Genomic DNA, 20,629 nt, shown 5'->3' with positions numbered 1-20,629 from the left:
GTAAGTCATGTATGGAAACATTTCCCAGGGTGATCTATAAAATATTCCTACAGCATGAGTAGGGGTGATTTTATATGGCATTTCAATTCTGTATGCCCATCTCCGATACTGACCCATATTAAATTCAGCGATAATGGGGGATATGTGCGAAGGGAAAATGTTGAGTTTAAAATCTTCGTAGGCTCCAACTATAAAAAAATTCGACATTAATACTCCCTTCCCTCTATTCCATACTTTGGATTATATTGAACAACTCTATCCTTCAGTAAGCTATTTAGTTCTTTTAACACAGGATTTGATAAATATGTATTGGGTATGAACATTTTATTTATATGTTTTTCTGTAAATAAATAACCATTATTTAGACAAAATTCAAAAAGCCAGGCATGGGGGTTTTTTTCGTGATACATGAAATCTACTACTGTAGTGGAAAAATATTTTTCAAGGACAGGTTTTAAAGTGATGCAAGCTTTATGGCAATTTAGTTTTTCTAGAGAAGTAAAAGGTAACTTAAAAAGGTCCAGAGTCAGCGCGAGGAACTTATCGTAATCGCAATTTAGCATTTGCAGGAAAAGATCATTATCAGTATTTGGCTTTAGAAAACCAAATTTAATACTCCCTGTATCAACTGGGCTGCCCATTTTAAAATAATCACTATTATCAGTCAAGAACAACATATTAATATCTATAACTATTGACCCTCTGAGAAGAGGTGGGTTCTCAATTGGTGAGCCAATATTGAAATAGTCAACTTGTGAGCTGCCACCATTGACAGCACCAATGATATTTTCAACAATATGTAATTTATTCAATGTAATAACTTTGGAAAAAAATTTCATTTTTCTGAACTTTTTGTTTTTTGTATGTATAGTTGCCACTGTCCATTTGCTGAGTTCAGAATCTGTTGATATTTCTCTTGATATAAATCAACAGTCTCCAGTGTTATTTTTTTTGCCTTATCATCTTCCTCCTTCTTTTGATCCATGGTAATTATATGGCGTAGTTCGTAAAGAGCACAAACAGTTGAAATATTCATAGCCAATCTTTCTCGATACATACACTTGCTAAGTAACTGTCCGGCAATACTTGCCAAAGAGCTCGCTATAAGCGTGATTACAGTGATCCAGAAAATAGACATTTCAGCATTAATTGCTATTAGTAGAGTAGTTAGGGCGCTAAGAAGTATCTGTGCTACAGAGTAGAATTGATTTCTTCTTTGGTTTTTTCCACGTTTTTGGTTGAATTCTTTAATGCGAGCTCCGATCTGTGATTCTAGCTCGGTTAAGCTCTTTAACTTGTACTCAGTACGCACAAAACACCATTTGAAAGTTGGGGGGGGGCTGATAAAGATACATATAATGTTATAATCATGTCAATGAAAATGACCTGCCTGCCGATTGTACCTCGCTCTTTACAGAAAGTCTGATTTAATCGTTTTTTGCTTATACATACCGATAGTTCAAGTCACGACAATATATAAAGCTATATTTAAATAAGCTATTTAATAGCATGATTAATAATGTCGATGATGAACTATGTTAAGATTTCCAGGGCTGTATTTTGACTAGTTAACATAAGCTTCATAATTTCCAATAGACACGTAAGGTAACCTCATTTTAGCGTTTGATGGGTAGCTGCGAAGATGAATAGAACAGTAAAAAACCAACGATCCCAAGGATGATGCTGGTATTACTGTCCAGATCCATGCGTCCCTTGCCTGCAAGCAAGTAGGCAGCGATGAGGAAGGGGATACAGAACGCCGGGTGCATCATCACCATGACGTCGGCAAGGATAAGGCATATAGTGAAGGCTGTTGAAGTCATTTTTGCTTCCGAATTATCCACGAATATAAACGAAACATCAGGTAAACGTATGATCTCTAAGGGCCAGCATGGGGCGTGTTAAGCTGTTTTTTTGAGGTGAAAATCATATATTTAATTGATTTTAAAGGGAATATTATATAATTTACGACTTTAGGAATCGTATTCGGTCTTTTTTTGTTTATCATTTTAAAACAGTAACTTACAAGTAAAACAACCACTTATCACGCCTCCTGTTCTACTGTATTACACCCTTTTTCTTCCTCTGTAGTCACTTTGTGGTCACTCCCTTGGCCGAATTTGGCTAGCGGGTTTAATGCCATGGTGTCTTACCAACGGTCCGTCGCGAAATGGGCGTAGCGCATCGTTACCCTGATACCCGAGAGGCAAGCAGTGCGTGAGGTAGGCAAGGGGAGTGAGGCCGCGCGTTGGATGCATTAAGCCCTACTGACCGAAATAGGGCTTGCCGTTCTGGCAGAAACTTTCTGTATTATTGAGGACTATCAGCGGGCAGACGCTCCGGCCTTAAAAGGATAGACGGCAAACAAGGCGGTCACCGCCTGCTGAATCTGGGCCTGGGTGGCAGGTTGTCCGTCGGAACTAAGCGTATTGCTGGCTGAACCGCGCCAAACCAGTTGTTTTTTCTTGCTGTCCACCAGATCAACCGTCAGCGTACCTTCGGTATAACTCCAGATGCTTTGATTATAACCCCCCCAGCCTGCATAACCTCTGCGGCCAACCGGCACGGGAGTATCGTTCACCTGCACTTTGTTTTCTTTCATTGTGCTGCTGTAGACCCATAAATCAGGGGTTGCGCTGGGTTGATAACCGCGCAGCTCCATCTGTTGTTTAAGCGCGCTTTGAATGTATTTGCCGGTCAAGGTTTGGTATTGCCCCGCGTTTTCGGTGGCAAAACCGTAGGTATGATATTGGGTGAAGTTAGCGCTGTGGTCGTAGTCACTGGTCACTTTAGGTTGGCTGGCACAGCCAGACAAGAAAGCCATCGAGCTCGCGATGAAAACATAAGAAAGTAAACGCATAGAAAACCCCTTTGGGATTATTGATTTCATAACGTTAGACGCAGAAGCTGCGGTTGGCAAATGGCGAACTGACGTCATTTTTGCTTCGGCACAAGGCAAAAAGAGAGCAGGTTCACTATTGCTAATTTGTTCCACTACAGTCAGTGGACATACACAACCTATTCGCAATTCGGAACACGCTGATGGCGTTGGTAGCAGTCGTTTTGTTATTATCGCCGCACCTAAAGACTTAATGGTGTAGTACATTGAAAATAAAAGCGTTGTTATTGGTTTCCCTGGCCGGTTTGGCTGGCTGCAGCCAGGAGGGAGCGACAGTGAACCAACCCGTGAAGAAAGACGGAGACCATACGGAAGTGTTGCTGGTTAACAGCGCGCTGGTCAATTGTACGGGCGTTGCCCCAATGAAGTGCATGCAAGTGCGTCATTCCGCACAAGAGCCGTGGGGCTTGTTCTATACCGGGATTGACGGTTTTACTTTTGAACCTGGCTACAACTATCGCCTAAAAGTGCAGGTGACGGAGGTGGAAAACCCGCCTGCTGATGCCTCTTCACTGCGTTATACACTGCTCGAACAGTTGGAAAAGAACAAAGCCTGATTGGTTTTGAACGGGCCAGGCGCGCAATTGCCTGGCCTTGAGGCCAACCCTTAATTCCTCGCGCTTATCCCCATTTTTCTGTCACAGGGGTAAGATTTTCACCGCTGCAACTGGTCTGTTCACTGTACTTGTTGCGATTCTGTCATGCGCCCAGCTTAAGTATATTGAGAAAATCAGGTATATTGTCCTTCGGTTTTTAGCTACCAAGAAAAAATTACTATGATTATCAAACCTAAAATTCGTGGTTTTATCTGCACTACCGCTCATCCGGCAGGTTGTGAAGCCAATGTCCGTGAGCAAATCGCCTACGTTAAATCACGTGGCGAACTGAAAAACGGGCCGAAAAAAGTGCTGGTGATCGGTGCTTCCACCGGTTACGGCTTGGCGTCACGTATCAATGCCGCATTCGGCAGCGGTGCGGCCACCATCGGCGTATTTTTTGAAAAGCCAGGCAGTGAAGGTAAAACCGGTTCTGCCGGTTGGTACAACTCTGCTGGTTTTGACAAGGCAGCTAAAGAAGAAGGCCTGTACGCGAAGAGCGTTAACGGCGATGCGTTCTCCAATGAATGCCGCCAAACGGTTATCGATCTGATCAAACAGGACCTGGGCCAGATTGATATGGTGGTTTACTCGCTGGCTTCGCCGGTGCGTAAAATGCCAGAAACCGGTGAAGTGGTGCGCTCTGCGCTGAAACCTATCGGCGAACCGTACAAATCTGTAGCACTGGATACCAACAAAGACGTGCTGGTTGAAGCCGTGGTTGAACCGGCCAACGAGCAAGAAATTGCTGATACCGTCAAAGTGATGGGCGGTCAGGACTGGCAGCTGTGGATGGACGCACTGGAAGACGCCGGCGTGCTGGCAGACAACGTGCAGGCAGTGGCTTACTCCTACATTGGTACTGACCTGACCTGGCCAATCTACTGGCACGGTACCTTGGGTAAAGCAAAAGAAGATCTGGATCGCGCAGCTCAGGCTATCGATCAGAAACTGAAAGCCAAAGGCGGCGCGGCTTATGTTGCCGTATTGAAGTCAGTGGTGACTCAGGCTTCTTCCGCTATCCCGGTAATGCCGCTGTATATCTCTATTGTGTTCAAAATCATGAAGGCACAAGGGATCCACGAAGGTTGCATCGAGCAGATCCAGCGCCTGTTCGCCACCAAGCTGTACAGTGGCACGGCACCGGATACCGATGAGCAGCACCGTCTACGTCTGGACGACTGGGAACTGCGCGACGACGTGCAGAACACCTGCCGTGAAATCTGGGCACAGATCAACGACAGCAACATCAATGAACTGACCGATTACCTGGGTTATAAGGCTGAGTTCCTGCGCCTGTTCGGTTTTGGTCTGCAAGGCGTTGATTACGACGCTGATCTGAGCGGTGAAGTTAAGTTTGATGTGGTTGAGTTAGTCTAAGCCTGTCGAGCATTGAGAAAAGGCCGGGAGATTTCCCGGCTTTTTTATTTGTAAACCTTGAGGGGTATTTGGCGGTGGATGAGTGTGATCTGTGGCGTTCGTGCGGCAGATTTCATCGGTTGTTCTGTTTATTTTCAGTTTTAACGCTTTCCCACAGTATTTATAATCAATGCGGATCGGCCTCGTTCCAGCACGGCTGAATTAGCGTTAATAAACTAAAAAAAGTGATTTTCTATTTACTGTCACTGACGGTTGCGTCTATTTTAAAGGAGAACATATGATATTACGCCAATGGATCCTTGGGCTATTAATCACCTTGAGCGGTTGCAGTGCTATTGAGCCTGGTATATCTCATACCGGTTGGGAGCAGCCTTCACCGGCGACACGGGAACAAAAGCAGCGCATCAGCGCCGGTGAGCCAGCCGGCACGGTATTAAACCAAGGGCAGCCGAGTATTGGTGGAACGATAGACTGGTCAGCATTATGGGATCGTTAAGCAGCTAAATATATTGTATCTACCGATTATGCTCCTCAGTATCTTCTATTTCATTAAGGTTTAGTGTTTATCGCGTAATCTGTTTTTTGACAGTGGGTTATTTAGTTATCAAGGGAATTCTCATGGATGAAATGAGAATACGCCTCCCCATAGGCATACATGGAGTTTAATATTTTGAAATTGCCTTCTGTGATGACGGCGGCATTAACGCTGCTGGCGTCTTCCTGTTGTTATTCGTTTGTCGACAGGCGCCCACCAGCTTTACCCTCAGGAGAAAGTGGCGTTACCGTTGATTATCGGCAGCGGCTAAATCGAGTGATGCGACATGTGTGGCATGTAGAGCAAATACGCATGGAACAGGCGCAGCTTGCCATTTTGCGCGCTCAGCGAAAAGCGTTGGAGGCTACCCGTCAGCAACGGGAGTGCGTAACGGCCTCGCTCGCAGAGCATCACGCGCTGGCAGATGTGTCGTCACCTGCACAACCCGATTAAATCTTAGGAATGCATCAATGAAACGGATTTTTCTTGCCTGCGTAGTGCAATGCTGTTCTTTCTCCGCACTGGCGTTGGTTGATTTGCAGTATCACGGCGAACAACCGTCGGATAATAAAATCTCTGAGAGTTATCAGCAAAAGCGCAGTGTGCTTAAGCACAAAATATGGAGTGCCGAGGCTGTGGCGCAGGCCAATGACGAGGCGATTGCGAAGGAACAAGCGCGAGCAATTGCGGAACATGCGAGCCGGCAGCAGCATAACACCCACTATGGTGAATACCGTTGTGGCAAAAACAAACAGCAGCATAGCAAACGTTGCTACCTGCCGGGCGGTGGGATGAGTTTCCCCGGTTTTAAAGGGTATCGCTAAAGCCTGCTGCGGGGGCTGTGCCAGTTGGTGCGGCCAACGGCCCATTACTCCCCGGCTTTTGCCGGGGATATTGCTAGCGGCAATACTCTTTCAACATGGCAATCGCGTCTGGCTTTAACTGGTAAAGATAAACCGGCCTGCCGGTGGTGCCATAGAGGATCCGGGTGCCCAGAATGCCGCTCTCCGCCAAATAAATCAGGTATTTTCGACAGGACACCCGCGAGATGCCGATGGCGTTAGCCAGGTTATCGGTAGAAAACTCCCCGTCGTGCTGCTGTTCAATCCATTCGCATACCGTACTCAGCGTGATGCTGGTTAATCCCTTCGGCAGTTTTTTGCTTTCGCCGCTGTTAGGCTGACGGCGCAACAAACTGTCGACATCCCCTTGTGAGAATTCGCGCTGTGCCAGGATCTGCGACTGCTGTTGGTAGTTGCTCAGCGCCTCTTTGAAACGACCAAACTGGAAGGGCTTAATCAGATAATCCACCACGCCGTAGTGCAAGGCGCGTTGTACGGTGTCCACGTCGCTGGCGGAGGAAATGATGATGACGTCGGTTTTCTCACCCAGTTCGCGCAGGCCGGGCAACAGGTCCAGTCCATTCTCTTGCTGCATATAAATATCTAACAGCACCAGATCGATACTGACATCGGGGGAGGCCAATAGCGCACGCGCTTGCGCTAGCGTAGCGACCGTCGCCTGGCAGTGAAAGCCGCTGACCTGGCTCAGGTAGTATTTGTTCAGCTCCGCCACCATCGGGTCGTCGTCAATAATTAATACGTTAATCATGGTTCAGCCCTTGGCTTGATAGGGAATATGTACAAAAAATTGGGTCAATTCACCCGGTTCAGATTCGAAATCAATGCTGCCGCCCAGTTTCTCCAGGCTGCTGCGAATCAGCGCCAGACCGATGCCGCGCCCCGGTCCTTTGGTGGATACGCCTTGTTCAAAAATGCGTTCGCCGAGTGCAGGATCGATACCGGGGCCGTCGTCACTGACGATACAGTGTAAGTGATTATCATTGTGATGAAAGCTTAGGTTGATCTCATGCCCTTCAACGCCATCGATAGCGTCAATGGCATTTTCAATCAGGTTACCCAGTACGCTGATCAGCACGTGGGTCGTTTCCGCATCGTCGGTTTCGGGCAGCAGGCTGGCTTCATCAATGGTCAACTCAATACCGGCTTCATGGGCACGGCTGATCTTGCCAATAAAGAAGCCTGCCACTTCCGGCGACTGGATTTTCCGCAACAACGCGCCGATCTCTTCCTGATAATTACTGGCGGTGTTGATGATGTAGTTTTCCAGTTGCTGATAGGCCTTCATATGCAACATACCGAGGATCACATGCAGTTTGTTCATAAATTCATGAGATTGCACGCGCAACGCATCGGCGTAGTGCGCCATGCCACTCAGGCGTTGCACCAATTGGCTGATCTCGGTTTTATCGCGGAAGGTGGCGATGGCGCCAATCACCTGGCCTTTAACGATCACCGGCACGGTGTTGGTTAACAGTTCACTGCCGTTAAAGTTGATCTGTTGGTCACGCAGCGGTTTGCCACTGGCCAAAACTTCCGCCAGATGCAGTTGAGCAGGCCAATACCGGCTGGCGGATTCCAGCAACAGGTTCTCGAATGGCCCGCTTTGGCGCAGAAGGCGCTTGGCTTCGTCATTAACAATGGTGATGCGTGACTGGTTATCGACCGCGATGACGCCTTCTTTAATCGATTGCAGCATGGCGTTGCGTTGCTCGAACAGGTTAGAGATTTCGTAAGGTTCAAAACCGAGCATGATGCGCTTCAGCGCCTTCACCAAAAAGAAGGTGCCGAGCGTACCGACCAGCGCGGCGAAGGCGATGGTCCAGTAGATTATCCAGCGGCTTTCGCCCACCACTCGGTGTACGGTGTCGAGCGCAATGCCGAGCGCCACCACGCCAATCTGCCGCCGTTCGCTGTCATAGACGGGGGCGAACACGCGCAGTGAGGGGGCTAATGCTCCGCGGCTGATAGCGCTGTTGGTTTTGCCTTGCAATGCAGGTTCCAAATCGGTCCCGATAAAATGTTGACCGATCAGCCAAGGTTTGGGGTGCGAATAGCGGATGCCTTTCATATCGACCACCACCACAAACAGCAATTCGTTTTGCTGGCGCACTTGCTCGGCAAAACGCTGGATTGCGCCGCTGTGGTCCTCGTGTAACAGGCCATCAATGACGTTGCTGGACAGCGCCAGGGTTTCGGCGATTGCCATTGCCTTCTGGCGTTGCTGATCCTGCCCCTCGTGATTCATCTGCACAAAAAAAAGCGCATACACCACCAGCAATACCGAAGCGATGATGGCAGACACCATCAACGTGAGAGTAGTACTGAGCTTCAACGGTACCCGTTGTTTTGGCATAGCGGTTCTCCGAATGGGTATATCAGGATAATAGCGAGGAATGACGTGCAGGGCAGCGACCGGCAGCAGGTTATAACATGCTGCCGCCGGGTGAGGGATTATTTTAATTACAAAAGCCGGGTATCAGGGCTGATGATAGATTTCCAGTGCCTGTTGGCCGCTGGCACCCTGATGGATGATTGCCATAAGTGCGCTCACCACGTTGGACGGGTTGCTGTGCTGATACACATTGCGGCCGTAAACCATACCGGATGCGCCCTGTGCCATTAACGCGGCGGATTTCTCCAGCACCGCGCCCAGTTCGCCTTTACCGCCGCCGCGCACTAATGTCGGGCAGCGTGCCGCCTCAACGATACGATGGAAATCCTCCACCTGGTCAGTGGGATCGGCCTTGATGATGTCGGCGCCCAGTTCGCGTGCCAGGCGCACCAGCGGAACCATTTTTTCTACGTCGCCCAACGAGCCATAAGCCGAACCCTGACCAGCGGGGGCCATCACCAGGGGTTCGATCATCAATGGCATAGCATAGCGTTCACAGGCATGACGCAGGCGACCAATATTGTCTACGCACTGGCGGAAAATGCCGGGTTCATCGGGGATGAGGTACAGGTTAACCACCACGGCAGCGGCATCCATTTGCAATGCCGCAAGGATGGGCGCCTCGGGGTTATGCAATACCGCCCACATTTCACGGTGGCGTGCGGCGTTATAAGCGTTACCCACGTCGGTGCGCATCACCAGCGCCGGTTTATCACGTTGCGCAGACCGTTGCAGCAAATCCGCTTGGCCATAGTTGACCTGAATGGCGTCTGGCCGGGCAACAATCAGGCTGTCCATCACGCGTTCGATATCTTCCAGACCGATTAAAAAATCGGGCTCATTGGCGATGCCATGGTCAATCGCCACGTCCAGGCACTTGCCGTTATTAAACAGCCGGTTCATGCGTACCTTACTGCTGAGCTGCATGTCAGATCCTCCTGAAAATACTGTCCATTCAGTATTGTCGAGTAACGCGGGGGATGAAACAGCGGATCCACAAACTGCGCGCTTGCTCGCATATTTTCGAAGAAATCGCGCCGCCATTTTTCATCGCTGTGGGGCTTCTGCGTAGCCTAACGCACTAAAGGAACGGTCGCACTGATGGCTTTTACGTCATTTGTTAGATCCGTGTCATGTTTTTGTTACTTGGTTATTCCAAAACGCATGTTTCGCTTGTTTAGGTTAAAAAGTTTCAATAATCTCAATTATGAAATAAACATTTGATTGCGAGGTGGGAAGATAAACTCCCCTTAAGAGTGTTTGTTTTAACGTATTGTTTCTAATCTATTTTGAGACGTAGATCAAAATTTTACGCACCGCTTGGATACGGCGAAAATGCGATAAATCTGCCGTATCAAAGGGATAACATCGACCGGATTGTTGTTTGAATGTAAAAAATATTTTTCATTAGCTGTCAAATCAACAGGCCTCTTCACTCTAACAATTAAAGGGTACAGAACATGAAGCTGAAGAAACTGATCGTCACCTCGGTATTGATGTGCATGTTGCCGGCCACCGTATTGGCTAAAGACATCAAAATCGGCGTTTCAATGGCTTATTTCGATGACAATTTCCTCACCATCCTACGCCAGTCAATGCAGAACAAAATGAAACAGGACGGCAATGTCAGCGGTCAGTTTGAAGATGCTAAAGGGGACATTGCCCAGCAGATCCAACAGATCGAGAACTTTGTCAGCCAAGGCGTCGACGCCATCATTCTCAACCCGGTCGATACCCAGGGCGTGAAGCCGATGATCAAACTGGCGGAAAAAGCCAAGATCCCGTTGGTGTTTGTTAACCGCCGTCCGGAAGTCACGCTGCCGGCAGGCATGGCCTACGTCGGTTCAGACTCCAAACTGGCCGGCAAGCTGCAGATGGAAGAGTTGGCCAAGCTGATGAACGGCAAGGGCAATGTGATGATCCTGATGGGTGAACTTTCCAATGAGGCGACCCGTGACCGCACCCGTGGCGTGGAAGAAGTGGCGGCCAAGTACCCCGGCATCAAAATCCTCGACAAGCAAACGGCTAAGTGGGGCCGTAAAGAAGCCGTCGACATCACCACCGACTGGGCGCTGACCGGTCAGAAAATTGACGCTATTGCCTCCAACAATGACGAAATGGCGATTGGTGCGATCCTCGCGCTGAAGCAGGCGAAGAAGAGCGGCGTGCTGGTGGCCGGCGTTGACGGTACACCGGACGCGCTGGAATTCATCAAGAAGGGCGATCTGGCGCTGAGCGTATTCCAGGACGCCAAAGGGCAGGGTGAAGGTGCGGTGCAAACGGCCATTCAGCTGGTGAAAGGCGAGAAAGTGGAAAGCAACGTACTGATCCCGTATCAGCTGATTACCAAGGCCAATTATCAAGAATTTGCCGACAAGAACAGAAAGTAAGCGTTAAGACAGCGCGGTTATACCTGATGAATTTCAAGCTGCAACTGGGGTAAGGAAAAGCAGGCAACAACACTGCAGCTTGAAGGCGACGGGTATATATCCTTTGCCGTATTTACCCGGCAAACGGCGGTAAATACGGCAGGGATGCATTGACGAACGGCGGAGGTTATTTGTATGTATCCTTATGTTCTTGAGGCTGAAGGCATCAGTAAGCAGTTTCCCGGCGTGAAGGCGCTGGATAAAGTCTCAATTAAAATCAAACCAGGCAGCGTACACGCGTTAATGGGCGAAAACGGCGCGGGTAAGTCCACGCTGATGAAATGCTTAATCGGCATTTATCACCCTGATGAAGGCACGATAAAAATAAAAGGCCAGCCTGTGACTTTCAGCGATACGCTGCAGGCACTGCATTCGGGTATTTCCATGATTCACCAGGAACTCAACCTGGTGCCTTATATGACGGTGGCAGAAAACATCTGGTTGGGGCGCGAACCGGCAAAGCTTGGGTTTGTGAATCATGACCAACTGAACAAGAAAACCCGCGAGTTGTTGGCCCGACTGAACATCAAGCTCAAGCCGGAAATGCTGGTGGGTGAATTGAGCATTGCTAACCAGCAAATGGTCGAGATCGCCAAGGCCGTTTCCTACAACGCGGATGTGCTGATCATGGACGAACCTACGTCGGCGCTGACCGAGGGCGAGGTTGTACACCTGTTTGCCATCATTCGCGAACTGCGCGAGCAGGGCAAAGGCATCATTTATATCAGCCACAAGATGGACGAGATTTTTGCCATCACCGATGAGGTGAGCATTTTCCGCGACGGTACGTTTATCGCCTGCGATAAAACCGAAAACCTGACTAAACAGTCGCTGATCACCATGATGGTTGGGCGCGAACTGACCCAGATGTTCCCCAAATTTAACAACAATATCGGCGAGGAAGTGCTGCGGGTCGAAGGGCTGCGTCGTGCCAACTGGTTCCATGATATTTCGTTCAGCGTTAAACGCGGCGAGATCCTCGGTGTTGCCGGGTTGGTGGGGGCCGGTCGTAGTGAGGTCATGGAAAGCCTGTTCGGTATGCACCCGGCGGACGGCGGCAGCATCTTTATTGAAGGCAAGGCCACCAAGGTGGATTCCCCGTCCCGCGCCATTGAGCTCGGGTTAGCGTTTCTCACCGAAGACCGCAAGAAATCAGGGCTGTTTCTGGTGCTGTCGGTGGTCGAGAACATGAGTATCGTCAACCTGTCGGAATACATTGGCAAAAATGGGTTTGTCAGCCATGTGCAGATGGCCAAAGACTGTATGGAGCAGATCAAAAAGCTCAATATCAAAACCCCGACCATGGACCAAATCATCAATAACCTGAGCGGCGGCAATCAGCAGAAAGTGTTAATTGCCCGTTGGCTGCTGGCACAACCGAAAATCTTGATCCTCGATGAACCTACGCGCGGCATTGATGTGGGCGCGAAGGCAGAAATCTATCGTTTGATCAGTGAGCTGGCGAACCGTGGCGTCGCCATTATTTTGGTGTCATCTGAATTACCGGAAATTCTCGGCATGAGCGATCGGGTGATGGTAATGCACGGTGGCCGTATTACCGGCATTTTGGATAAAGACGACGCGGATCAGGAAAAAATCCTGGCGCTGGCCTCTGAATAACGCAAAGGTGAACCACCATGAGTAATGTAAAAGTCGAGAAACCGCTTGCGGGTAAAGCGCCGCTGTTCTCTGGCCTGAGTGGCAAAATGCCGAAAGACACCGGTATCTTTATCGTGATGATCGGTATTGCGTTGGTGTTTGAAATTCTCGGTTGGTACATCCGTGACCAATCATTTCTGATGAACCCTAACCGCCTGCTGCTGATTGTGTTACAGGTGGCAATTATCGGTATTATCGCCGTGGGGGTGACTCAGGTCATTATCACTACCGGTATCGATCTCTCTTCCGGTTCGTTGATTGCCTTGACCGCCGTGGTCGCGGCCAGCCTGGCGCAAACGTCCGACAGTATCTCACCGATGTATCCGGCACTGCTTGATCTGCCCGCTGCAATCCCGATTGGTGCGGGGATCGGCGTGGGTATTCTTTGTGGCTTTATCAACGGATTCCTGATTACCCGCACCGGTATCCCGCCGTTTATTGCCACCTTGGGCATGATGGTGTCGGCACGTGGTCTGGCGCAGTACTACACCCAGGGTAACCCGGTCAGCTTCCTGTCAGACGGGTTTACGTCCATCGGCCAAGGTGCGATGCCGGTGATTATCTTCCTGGTGATAGCCGTGATCTTCCATATCGCCTTGAAACACACCCGTTACGGTAAATACATTTACGCCATTGGCGGCAACATGACATCCGCCAGAGTGTCCGGTATTAACGTCAATAAATACCTGGTGATGGTCTATACCATTGCCGGGGGGCTAGCGGGCCTGGCGGGCGTGGTCTTGGCGGCACGCGTCAGCAGCGGCCAGTCGAGCATGGGCATGTCTTACGAGCTGGACGCTATCGCCGCAGCGGTGATTGGCGGCAGTAGCCTGATGGGGGGCGTCGGGCGTATTACCGGCACACTGATCGGCGCGGTCATTCTTGGGCTGATTAAAAGTGGTTTCACCTTTGTCGGCGTGGACTCCTATATTCAGGACATTATCAAAGGCGTGATTATCGTCGCTGCAGTTTCTATCGACATGCGGCGCAACCGCAAAAAACACTGATTGCCGTAAATCCCCGCCGGAGCAATTTGCCCGGCGGTTTTTTTTTACCTCAGGGGAATCGCCATGAAATACGTAAAAAGAATCGTGTTGGTCGCTGCGCTCAGTTGTTCCACGTCGGTGTTGGCGGAAACCATTGGTGTATCGATGGCCTATTTTGACCAAAACTTTCTGACCATCATTCGCCATTCGATCGACAAAGAAGCCAAGGTACGCGGTATCAACGTGCAATTTGAAGATGCACGTGGCGACGTCGGCCGCCAAACCGATCAGGTGCAGAACTTTATTAGCGCCGGGGTGGACGCGATTATTGTCGATCCCGTTAACTCAGCAGGCACGCCTGCTATCACCAAAATGGTGACTAAAGCCGGTATACCGCTGGTGTATGTGAACCGCACGCCGGGTGACGATAAACTGCCGTCTGGCGTGATGTTTGTTGGCTCCGACGAGAAGCAGTCCGGTACATTGCAGATGGAGGAGCTGGCGCGGTTGGCAAACTATCAGGGTAACGTCGCCGTGATGATCGGCAACCTGACCGACGCCGGTGCGCTGCAACGTACCAAGGATGTGGAGGAGGTGGTGGCGAAGTACCCGAAAATGAAAGTCGTGCAAAAGCAGAGCGCCAACTACTCGCGCAGTGAGGGTATGGATCTGATGCTCAATTGGATCACCAACGGTGAGCCTATCGATATTATCGCGGCCAATAACGACGAGATGGCGATTGGCGCGATCATGGCGTTACAACAGGCGGGCAAAAAGGACAGTAAGGTGTTGATTGGCGGCATAGATGCGACGCCAGACGGCTTGAAAGCGTTGTCTTCCGGCAAGATGCAGGTAACGGTATTTCAGGATGCTGTCGGCCAAGGCAAGGCCTCGGTTGACGTGGCACAGCGCATGATTAAAGGTGAAAAGCTCGATCCTTACTATTGGATCCCGTTCGAGCTGGTGACCCCAGCCAATATGCAGAAATACGTGGCGAAGTAACCGCGGTTTTACAACGCTAAAAGGGCGCTGCATGCAGCGCTTTTTTCGCGTCAATTGTATGTCCGCTTACAGCGAGCATCACATAACCTATTCCCCCACAATGTGGTCTCCTGACTTGATGAGGATGATAAATGAACACATTGGGCGGTAAGGTAGCGATTATCAGTGGTGCCAGTTCGGGCATCGGTAGGGCCGCAGCGTTGCTTTTTGCCCGGATGGGCGCCTCGGTGGTATTGGGGGCTCGGCGCGAGCAGCAGCTTGAACAGCTGGCGATGGACATTCGGTACGAGGGTGGCCTGGCCGAGTGGGTGGCAGGGGATGTCAGGGATGAAGCCTTTGCTAAAGCCTTGGTCGATACAGCGGTCGGCACGTTTGGTGGTTTGGACATTGCCTTTAACAACGCCGGTACGCTGGGGCCATTGCGCCCATCATTGGCGTTAAATGCGGATGAGTGGCACGAGGTGATCGAAACCAATTTGTCCAGCGCCTACTATGGCGCCCAATATCAAATCCCCGCCATGCTGGCCCGCGGGGCAGGGTCGGTGATCTTCACTTCCACCTTTGTCGGCCATACTGCGGCCTTCCCTGGTACTGCTGCTTATGCCGCCAGCAAGTCGGGCCTGATTGGTTTGACGCAGGCTCTGGCGGTGGAGTTTGGTGGCCTGGGGATCCGGGTTAATGCATTGCTGCCCGGCGGCACAGATACCGACATGGGGAGACAAATGAGCAATACCCCCGAGGCATTGAGGCAAGTGGCTAACCTACATGCGCTTAAACGGTTGGCCACTCCCGAAGAGATCGCCAGGTCGGCGCTTTATCTGGCCTCTGACGCGTCGTCATTCGTCACCGGTACCGCCATGCTGGTCGATGGCGGCGTATCTATACATCGCGGGCTTGGTGGGTGAAAAGCGAACAAAAATAGGGGGAAAAATCCCCCATGATGGTCACCATGGGGGGAGGTGCAGATTACCAGCCTTTAACCGCGTCGCCTTTGTAGATGTCGACAGCGCTGGCGGCAACTTCATCGGTCTGGTAGGCCTTGACCAGATTTTTCACGTTTTCATTGTTCTGATTATCCACCCGGCTGGCGAAGATATTGACGTAAGGCGAGTTCTTATCTTCGACAAACAACCCGTCTTTGGCCGGTGACAGGCCGATCTGGCTGGAGTAGTTGGTGTTGATAATCGCCAGCGCAATCTGTTTGTCATCCAATGCCCGCGGCAATTGCGGCGCTTCGATCTCGACGATGTTCAGTTTCTTCGGGTTGCTGACGATATCCAGCGCGGTTGGCAGTAGCCCAACTCCGTCTTTCAGCACGATCAGCCCCTGTTTTTGTAACAGGAGGAGCGATCGCCCAAGGTTAGTCGGGTCATTCGGCACGGCGACTTGAGCGCCGTCTGGCAGTTGGCTGATAGCGGTGATTTTTTTCGAGTAACCGGCAATGGGGAAAACAAAGGTATTCCCCACTGCGACCAGTTTGTAGCCGCGCTCCTGGCTCTGCTTTTCCAGATAAGGTTTATGTTGGAAGGCGTTGATATCAAGATCGCCATTATTCAGCGCTTCGTTGGGCAGCACGTAATCATTGAATGTCACCACTTCTACATCCAGATCGTACTTCTGCTTGGCAACTTTTTGCACCACCGCCCACAGTGACTGATCGATACCTGCACTGATGCCGACTTTGATATGGTGATCGTCTTGTGCCGTCGGCCCACAAGCAGTCAGCAGGAGGGTGCTGGCTATTGCCAGCGCCGCGGTGAGTTTTTTCAGAGTCAATGTCATTTCCCAGAGTCCTTGTCAAAATAGCCTGCTGGTTATCGCAGGCTCAATAGTGGCTGTGACTCTAGATAATCACCTGGCTAAAATAAAATACTGATTCACTATGATTAATAGCGATTTGCTATGAGCGCATCAGGCTGTGTCAAACTTGCGCAACCCGCCTGGGTTCTGTGTCGATATCCTGTTTGTGCCCTTGGTAGTCAGTTTATTTTGACGCAGGTTCCACCGGCTCATTATGATGATGGAAAGCCCTCCTGGGGCGCAAATAGCCAAAGGAAAATAAAAATGCAATTTAACATGTGGCGCAAGGCGCTGCTGCCATTGGTGGTTTTGACTTGCGTATCAGCGATTCAGGTTCAGGCGGCGGAAACCGTGGCAGAACCGATCCCTAAAACGTTGTTGGGCAACTGGCACGTCAGCAAGATCTTGCCGACGCAAACGGTGGGGTGTTGGGACGAACAACAGGCGAAAAGCCTGATTGGCGGCAAAATCAGCTATAAGACCGATGGCTTCAATTGGAATGGCACCACGCTGAAAAGTGATGGTGCTACCGTCAGCACGGTAGAGGCGCAGGAGTTTGTCGAGGACAACTCCGGCAGCAGTTCTTATATCGACTTCCCAATGCTGGGGATCAGTACACCTGCGGTTGAGCGGGTCGTTATCCAGCATGCGGATACTGCGATCAAAGGCATCACCGATCAGGGCACTGACGGTGTCCCGGGGGACAATGTGCTGGTGAAAGACGCCAACACGTTGATCTTGTCGGTATGCAATGTGTGGTTTGAGGCACAACGCGTACGCTGAGCCTGCCTGGCCCCGGTAAAGGGGCCATTCCACCGCAATATCCTCGCTCATCCCACAGGGTTCTGAACTAAAATTATCCATAACGGGGCAACATAAGTGTTGCCGCGCAAGTTGGGGTCTCTATGAATCAATGACAGGAGGCGCTATGTATTACCAACATATTGTGATTGCCACCGACCTGAGTGATGACGGCAAACGGCTGGTGGAAAAAGGCGCGAGGCTGGCCGACGCGTTGCAGGCAAAACTTTCTCTGATCTACGTCGATGTTCACTATGATACCTACCACGCGGCGATTGGCTTTTCAGAGAGAAATTACGATGGGGTGTCTTTTGAAGACAAGATCAAAAAAGAGATGGAGCCACTGACCCAAAACGTGAACTACCCCATCAACGAGGTGATTATTGGGCGCGGCGATTTCATTGAAGAATTGAAGAATGCCATCGTGGATAAAAACATCGATCTGGTGATCTTCGGCCATCATCACGACCTGTGGAACAAGCTCTTTTCCTCCACCCAGCATGCCATCAACCAGTTGAACCTTGACGTACTGGTGATCCCGATTAAGTCATAGTCTTCATACCCTGCCAGTCGCCTGTTCTGGCAGGGAAACGGTGGGTTTACTGAGTGAAAAAGTCGTTATGCCGCATTGAGAGCCGTGCCGAGTGGGGCGTAGGTGTTGAACGCACCGGGATTTTTCATCAGCTTCACTGCGACACGCGCCGCGATCATCGTTGTTCAGAGCAGCCAGCGTTTCTTCATGTTGTCCGCGCATTTTGGTCTGCTGTCCTGTTGTCAGGACAACTGTGAAAGCCATCTCTTTTCTGCGGGATGGCTTTTTTTCAGACTGCACCACAAATCGATTAAACTCTACCAACCAAACAAAAGTTAGTCTCTTAAGACAAAAACGCTATCCATTTGTTTTACTAGAATTATTGTCAGAATAAAATACTGTGTTATGGCTAATGATTATTTTAGGCTACTTCCTCCCCCCAAAACCGCATTTATAATTTGATGACTATCACAGAATTACTGCTGAAACTTCATTCATCCGCATTACGATCGCCTTCCCAAATCCTCGTTAAAGATATGAATCTCACTTTACTGAATTTCATGGTCGTTATAAAACAAACTCATGTTTAAAAACAAACAAGTGTCCAATATGACCAGCAGAGAAAAACAGATATTGCATATTCTGAGACGTGATCCTTTGATCCCACAGCAGGAAATTGCCGATGTTTTAGGTATTAGCCGCTCTGGTGTCGCCGGACACATAATGAACTTAATTAATAAAGGATATATAAAAGGCAAGGGCTATATATTGTCGGAGCACAGTTATGTGGTCACCGTCGGTTCGACAAATATGGACGTCTGTGGTTATGCCGCATCTAAATTGGTTTATGAGGATTCTAATCCAGGAAAAATAAAATGTACGCCAGGCGGTGTAGGCAGAAACATTGCACAAAATATCGCGTTGCTAGGCCGAGAATGCCACCTTATTTCCGTTGTCGGTAATGATTTTTATGGTGAAACATTGTTGGAGCAGGCAAAGCTGGCGGGAGTGCATATCGATAACTTCCATAAATTGCATGGCGAAAATACCTCAACCTACGTTTCTTTGCTCGATAACAGCGGAGAAATGCTGGTAGCCATTAATGACATGCGGATCCTTGAAAAACTCACGCCGGCATTATTGGCCACCTCTAAAGATCTGATCCAGCATGCGGGAGTGTTGGTAGTGGATTGTAATCTCACGGAGGATGCGCTGGCTTGGTTATTCGGCCATTCCGGCAGCGTACCGGTATTCGTTGATACCGTATCGGCATTTAAAGCGCCCAAAATCCGCCGTTGGCTCTCCCATATTCATACGCTCAAACCGAACCGCCTCGAAGCCGAAATCCTCAGCGGCATGCCCATTCACGGGCCACAGGACGCGCACCCGATTGCCCAATGGTTCCACCAACAAGGGGTGCAACGATTGGCGCTCAGCATGGGGCCCGAGGGCGTTTATTACAGCGAAATCGACGGGCAAAACGGTTGGTCACGGCCATTGGCCGTCAACATTGTCAACGTGACCGGTGCCGGAGACGCCATGATGGCGGGCCTGGCTCACTGTTGGCTGGAAGATATGACGCTGGCAGACAGCATTCGTTTTGCCCAAGGCTGTTCGGCATTAACGCTTTCTTGCGAGTTCACCAATAACCCTAACCTGTCGAATGGCAGCGTTCAAAAACTGTTGGAGCTACAATCATGAAAAACACCCTTATTTCCCATGACTATCTGGATATTTCGCCGGAAGTTGCCGAGGCCTTGGCCAATAAGCGCCCGGTTGTGGCTCTGGAATCCACCATCATCTCTCACGGCATGCCATACCCGCAAAACGTACAGACTGCGCTGGACGTTGAGCAAAAGATCCGTGACAACGGCGCGGTGCCCGCCACGATTGCCATTATCAAGGGCCGCATGAAAGCGGGGTTAACCCGCGAGGAAATCGAACTGCTTGGCAAAGAAGGCCATAAGGTGGCGAAAGTCAGTCGTCGTGACCTGCCATTTATCGTTGCTGCCGGTAAACAGGGTGCGACAACGGTGGCCTCCACCATGATTATCGCCGAGATGGCGGGCATCCACGTTTTTGCTACCGGTGGCATTGGCGGAGTACATCGTGGTGCTGAGCACACTTTTGATATTTCAGCGGATCTACAGGAACTGGCGCGCACTAACGTTGCGGTGATCTGCGCCGGCGCCAAGTCCATTTTAGATTTAGGGCTGACCACAGAATATCTTGAAACGCACGGTGTGCCGCTGATTGGTTATCAGACCCCAACGCTGCCTGCGTTCTTTTGCCGCACCAGCCCTTTCAGCGTGAGCATTCAGTTGGATGCTCCGGCGGAAATTGCCCGGGCGATGGCAACCAAATGGCAGGCGGGCCTGGAGGGCGGCATGGTGATTGCCAATCCGATCCCTGCGGAGTATGCGGTGCCGGAAGATAAAATTAACGCCGCCATTGAGCGGGCAGTGCGTGAATCGGTTGAACAGGGCGTTCAGGGGAAGGACAGCACGCCATTTTTACTGGCCCGGGTGGCTGAACTGACCGGTGGCGACAGCCTGACCGCCAATATTCAATTGGTGTTCAACAACGCCAAATTGGCTGCGCAGATTGCGTGCTGTTATCAGGAGGAAGCGGCCTAAGACATTGTGCGGGGATAGGATTGGGGCGCTTCACCCCGCTTGAGTGAATCGGGGCGAATTTATTCGCCCCTTACAGATGCGGCATGTATTGCCGTTAGCAACGCTGCGGCTTGAAATAC

At 50.3% G+C, this 20,629-nt stretch carries 22 protein-coding genes; 14 read left to right on the top strand and 8 right to left on the bottom strand.

Translation table 11 applies throughout. The features are described from left to right. Positions 1-206: 206 nt before the first annotated feature. The 4 genes from ACI2J2_RS07830 to ACI2J2_RS07815 form a co-directional block, all read right to left on the bottom strand. A complete protein-coding gene (locus tag ACI2J2_RS07830; protein WP_404759799.1) occupies positions 207-839 on the bottom strand; it encodes a hypothetical protein in 633 nt (210 codons plus the stop codon). Next, a complete protein-coding gene (locus tag ACI2J2_RS07825) occupies positions 836-1,312 on the bottom strand; it encodes an SLATT domain-containing protein (protein WP_404759798.1) in 477 nt (158 codons plus the stop codon). The genes ACI2J2_RS07830 and ACI2J2_RS07825 overlap by 4 nt, the downstream gene beginning before the upstream one ends. Before the next feature lie 304 nt (positions 1,313-1,616). Continuing rightward, complete coding sequence (locus ACI2J2_RS07820) at positions 1,617-1,823, bottom strand: hypothetical protein (RefSeq protein WP_404759797.1); 207 nt, start codon at positions 1,821-1,823, stop codon at positions 1,617-1,619. 500 nt (positions 1,824-2,323) lie between these two features. Beyond that, a complete protein-coding gene (locus ACI2J2_RS07815; RefSeq protein ID WP_404759796.1) occupies positions 2,324-2,860 on the bottom strand; it encodes a DUF4136 domain-containing protein in 537 nt (178 codons plus the stop codon). Positions 2,861-3,105: 245 nt separating this feature from the next. On the opposite strand from ACI2J2_RS07815, the gene ACI2J2_RS07810 reads away from it, so the two are divergent. The 5 genes from ACI2J2_RS07810 to ACI2J2_RS07790 all read left to right on the top strand — a co-directional run bounded on the left by ACI2J2_RS07810 (position 3,106) and on the right by ACI2J2_RS07790 (position 6,234). Next, positions 3,106-3,456 (top strand): DUF4377 domain-containing protein, encoded by a 351-nt coding sequence (locus tag ACI2J2_RS07810; RefSeq protein ID WP_404759795.1) that lies wholly within the window; start codon positions 3,106-3,108, stop codon positions 3,454-3,456. Between the two features lie 219 nt (positions 3,457-3,675). Beyond that, positions 3,676-4,875, top strand: coding sequence for an enoyl-ACP reductase FabV (gene fabV, locus ACI2J2_RS07805; protein ID WP_209632817.1), 1,200 nt, complete (start codon positions 3,676-3,678; stop codon positions 4,873-4,875). A gap of 277 nt (positions 4,876-5,152) precedes the next feature. Continuing rightward, positions 5,153-5,371, top strand: coding sequence for a hypothetical protein (locus ACI2J2_RS07800; RefSeq protein WP_404759794.1), 219 nt, complete (start codon positions 5,153-5,155; stop codon positions 5,369-5,371). Positions 5,372-5,545: 174 nt separating this feature from the next. After that, the gene (locus ACI2J2_RS07795; RefSeq protein WP_265557011.1) at positions 5,546-5,863 is read left to right on the top strand and encodes a hypothetical protein; all 318 of its coding nucleotides are present in this window, start codon (positions 5,546-5,548) and stop codon (positions 5,861-5,863) included. Positions 5,864-5,880: 17 nt separating this feature from the next. After that, positions 5,881-6,234: a hypothetical protein gene (locus ACI2J2_RS07790; RefSeq protein WP_209632820.1), complete on the top strand. Its 354-nt coding sequence runs from the start codon at positions 5,881-5,883 to the stop codon at positions 6,232-6,234. Positions 6,235-6,307: 73 nt separating this feature from the next. On the opposite strand, the gene dcuR is transcribed toward ACI2J2_RS07790, so the two are convergent. From dcuR to ACI2J2_RS07775, 3 genes are all read right to left on the bottom strand, one after another. Next, on the bottom strand, positions 6,308-7,021 hold the full coding sequence (gene dcuR, locus ACI2J2_RS07785; protein WP_404759793.1) for a two-component system response regulator DcuR: 714 nt from the start codon (positions 7,019-7,021) through the stop codon (positions 6,308-6,310). Between the two features lie 3 nt (positions 7,022-7,024). Then, complete coding sequence (locus ACI2J2_RS07780; RefSeq protein ID WP_404759792.1) at positions 7,025-8,626, bottom strand: sensor histidine kinase; 1,602 nt, start codon at positions 8,624-8,626, stop codon at positions 7,025-7,027. Positions 8,627-8,749: 123 nt separating this feature from the next. Beyond that, entirely contained in the window at positions 8,750-9,592 is an 843-nt protein-coding gene (locus ACI2J2_RS07775; RefSeq protein ID WP_209632823.1) for a class I fructose-bisphosphate aldolase, read from the bottom strand. Positions 9,593-10,125: 533 nt separating this feature from the next. Between ACI2J2_RS07775 and ACI2J2_RS07770 the strand changes: the two genes are divergently transcribed. The 5 genes from ACI2J2_RS07770 (at position 10,126) to ACI2J2_RS07750 (ending at position 15,646) form a co-directional block, all read left to right on the top strand. Then, on the top strand, positions 10,126-11,055 hold the full coding sequence (locus tag ACI2J2_RS07770; RefSeq protein ID WP_404759791.1) for a sugar ABC transporter substrate-binding protein: 930 nt from the start codon (positions 10,126-10,128) through the stop codon (positions 11,053-11,055). A gap of 174 nt (positions 11,056-11,229) precedes the next feature. After that, positions 11,230-12,714, top strand: coding sequence for a sugar ABC transporter ATP-binding protein (locus tag ACI2J2_RS07765; RefSeq protein ID WP_209632824.1), 1,485 nt, complete (start codon positions 11,230-11,232; stop codon positions 12,712-12,714). 17 nt (positions 12,715-12,731) lie between these two features. After that, positions 12,732-13,760 (top strand): ABC transporter permease, encoded by a 1,029-nt coding sequence (locus ACI2J2_RS07760; RefSeq protein WP_209632825.1) that lies wholly within the window; start codon positions 12,732-12,734, stop codon positions 13,758-13,760. A gap of 63 nt (positions 13,761-13,823) precedes the next feature. After that, positions 13,824-14,741 (top strand): sugar ABC transporter substrate-binding protein, encoded by a 918-nt coding sequence (locus ACI2J2_RS07755; RefSeq protein ID WP_404759790.1) that lies wholly within the window; start codon positions 13,824-13,826, stop codon positions 14,739-14,741. A 131-nt stretch (positions 14,742-14,872) separates the two neighbouring features. Next, positions 14,873-15,646 carry an SDR family oxidoreductase gene (locus ACI2J2_RS07750; RefSeq protein ID WP_404759789.1) on the top strand — a complete coding sequence of 258 codons (774 nt, stop codon included), beginning with the start codon at positions 14,873-14,875 and terminating at the stop codon, positions 15,644-15,646. Between the two features lie 61 nt (positions 15,647-15,707). Here the strand turns inward: ACI2J2_RS07750 and metQ are convergent, their stop codons facing one another. Then, positions 15,708-16,523 (bottom strand): methionine ABC transporter substrate-binding lipoprotein MetQ, encoded by an 816-nt coding sequence (metQ, locus tag ACI2J2_RS07745; RefSeq protein WP_209632828.1) that lies wholly within the window; start codon positions 16,521-16,523, stop codon positions 15,708-15,710. A gap of 282 nt (positions 16,524-16,805) precedes the next feature. Here metQ and ACI2J2_RS07740 point away from each other — a divergent pair, with 282 nt between their 5' ends. The 4 genes from ACI2J2_RS07740 (at position 16,806) to ACI2J2_RS07725 (ending at position 20,510) form a co-directional block, all read left to right on the top strand. Beyond that, positions 16,806-17,324 (top strand): hypothetical protein, encoded by a 519-nt coding sequence (locus ACI2J2_RS07740; protein WP_209632829.1) that lies wholly within the window; start codon positions 16,806-16,808, stop codon positions 17,322-17,324. Positions 17,325-17,469: 145 nt separating this feature from the next. Continuing rightward, positions 17,470-17,895 (top strand): universal stress protein, encoded by a 426-nt coding sequence (locus ACI2J2_RS07735; protein WP_404759788.1) that lies wholly within the window; start codon positions 17,470-17,472, stop codon positions 17,893-17,895. A 561-nt stretch (positions 17,896-18,456) separates the two neighbouring features. Further along, the gene (locus ACI2J2_RS07730) at positions 18,457-19,575 is read left to right on the top strand and encodes a PfkB family carbohydrate kinase (protein ID WP_209632831.1); all 1,119 of its coding nucleotides are present in this window, start codon (positions 18,457-18,459) and stop codon (positions 19,573-19,575) included. Further along, complete coding sequence (locus ACI2J2_RS07725; RefSeq protein WP_265557003.1) at positions 19,572-20,510, top strand: pseudouridine-5'-phosphate glycosidase; 939 nt, start codon at positions 19,572-19,574, stop codon at positions 20,508-20,510. The genes ACI2J2_RS07730 and ACI2J2_RS07725 overlap by 4 nt, the downstream gene beginning before the upstream one ends. The last annotated feature ends 119 nt before the right edge of the window (positions 20,511-20,629 follow it).

Source organism: Serratia sp. NPDC087055, assembly GCF_044900985.1.
Taxonomy (GTDB): Bacteria; Pseudomonadota; Gammaproteobacteria; order Enterobacterales; family Enterobacteriaceae; genus Serratia.
The sequence above is the reverse complement of the archived record's forward strand: the minus strand, read 5'-3'. Positions and strand labels throughout refer to the sequence as shown.

Excerpts from the sequence above, each read along its gene's own strand:
- ACI2J2_RS07830 (WP_404759799.1), bottom strand. The coding sequence starts at position 839 with ATGAAATTTTTTTCCAAAGTTATTACATTGAATAAATTACATATTGTT.
- ACI2J2_RS07820 (WP_404759797.1), bottom strand. The coding sequence starts at position 1,823 with ATGACTTCAACAGCCTTCACTATATGCCTTATCCTTGCCGACGTCATG.
- ACI2J2_RS07815 (WP_404759796.1), bottom strand. The coding sequence starts at position 2,860 with ATGCGTTTACTTTCTTATGTTTTCATCGCGAGCTCGATGGCTTTCTTG.
- fabV (WP_209632817.1), top strand. The coding sequence starts at position 3,676 with ATGATTATCAAACCTAAAATTCGTGGTTTTATCTGCACTACCGCTCAT.
- ACI2J2_RS07800 (WP_404759794.1), top strand. The coding sequence starts at position 5,153 with ATGATATTACGCCAATGGATCCTTGGGCTATTAATCACCTTGAGCGGT.
- ACI2J2_RS07790 (WP_209632820.1), top strand. The coding sequence starts at position 5,881 with ATGAAACGGATTTTTCTTGCCTGCGTAGTGCAATGCTGTTCTTTCTCC.
- dcuR (WP_404759793.1), bottom strand. The coding sequence starts at position 7,021 with ATGATTAACGTATTAATTATTGACGACGACCCGATGGTGGCGGAGCTG.
- ACI2J2_RS07780 (WP_404759792.1), bottom strand. The coding sequence starts at position 8,626 with ATGCCAAAACAACGGGTACCGTTGAAGCTCAGTACTACTCTCACGTTG.
- ACI2J2_RS07775 (WP_209632823.1), bottom strand. The coding sequence starts at position 9,592 with ATGCAGCTCAGCAGTAAGGTACGCATGAACCGGCTGTTTAATAACGGC.
- ACI2J2_RS07770 (WP_404759791.1), top strand. The coding sequence starts at position 10,126 with ATGAAGCTGAAGAAACTGATCGTCACCTCGGTATTGATGTGCATGTTG.
- ACI2J2_RS07765 (WP_209632824.1), top strand. The coding sequence starts at position 11,230 with ATGTATCCTTATGTTCTTGAGGCTGAAGGCATCAGTAAGCAGTTTCCC.
- ACI2J2_RS07760 (WP_209632825.1), top strand. The coding sequence starts at position 12,732 with ATGAGTAATGTAAAAGTCGAGAAACCGCTTGCGGGTAAAGCGCCGCTG.
- ACI2J2_RS07755 (WP_404759790.1), top strand. The coding sequence starts at position 13,824 with ATGAAATACGTAAAAAGAATCGTGTTGGTCGCTGCGCTCAGTTGTTCC.
- ACI2J2_RS07750 (WP_404759789.1), top strand. The coding sequence starts at position 14,873 with ATGAACACATTGGGCGGTAAGGTAGCGATTATCAGTGGTGCCAGTTCG.
- metQ (WP_209632828.1), bottom strand. The coding sequence starts at position 16,523 with ATGACATTGACTCTGAAAAAACTCACCGCGGCGCTGGCAATAGCCAGC.
- ACI2J2_RS07740 (WP_209632829.1), top strand. The coding sequence starts at position 16,806 with ATGCAATTTAACATGTGGCGCAAGGCGCTGCTGCCATTGGTGGTTTTG.
- ACI2J2_RS07735 (WP_404759788.1), top strand. The coding sequence starts at position 17,470 with ATGTATTACCAACATATTGTGATTGCCACCGACCTGAGTGATGACGGC.
- ACI2J2_RS07730 (WP_209632831.1), top strand. The coding sequence starts at position 18,457 with ATGTTTAAAAACAAACAAGTGTCCAATATGACCAGCAGAGAAAAACAG.
- ACI2J2_RS07725 (WP_265557003.1), top strand. The coding sequence starts at position 19,572 with ATGAAAAACACCCTTATTTCCCATGACTATCTGGATATTTCGCCGGAA.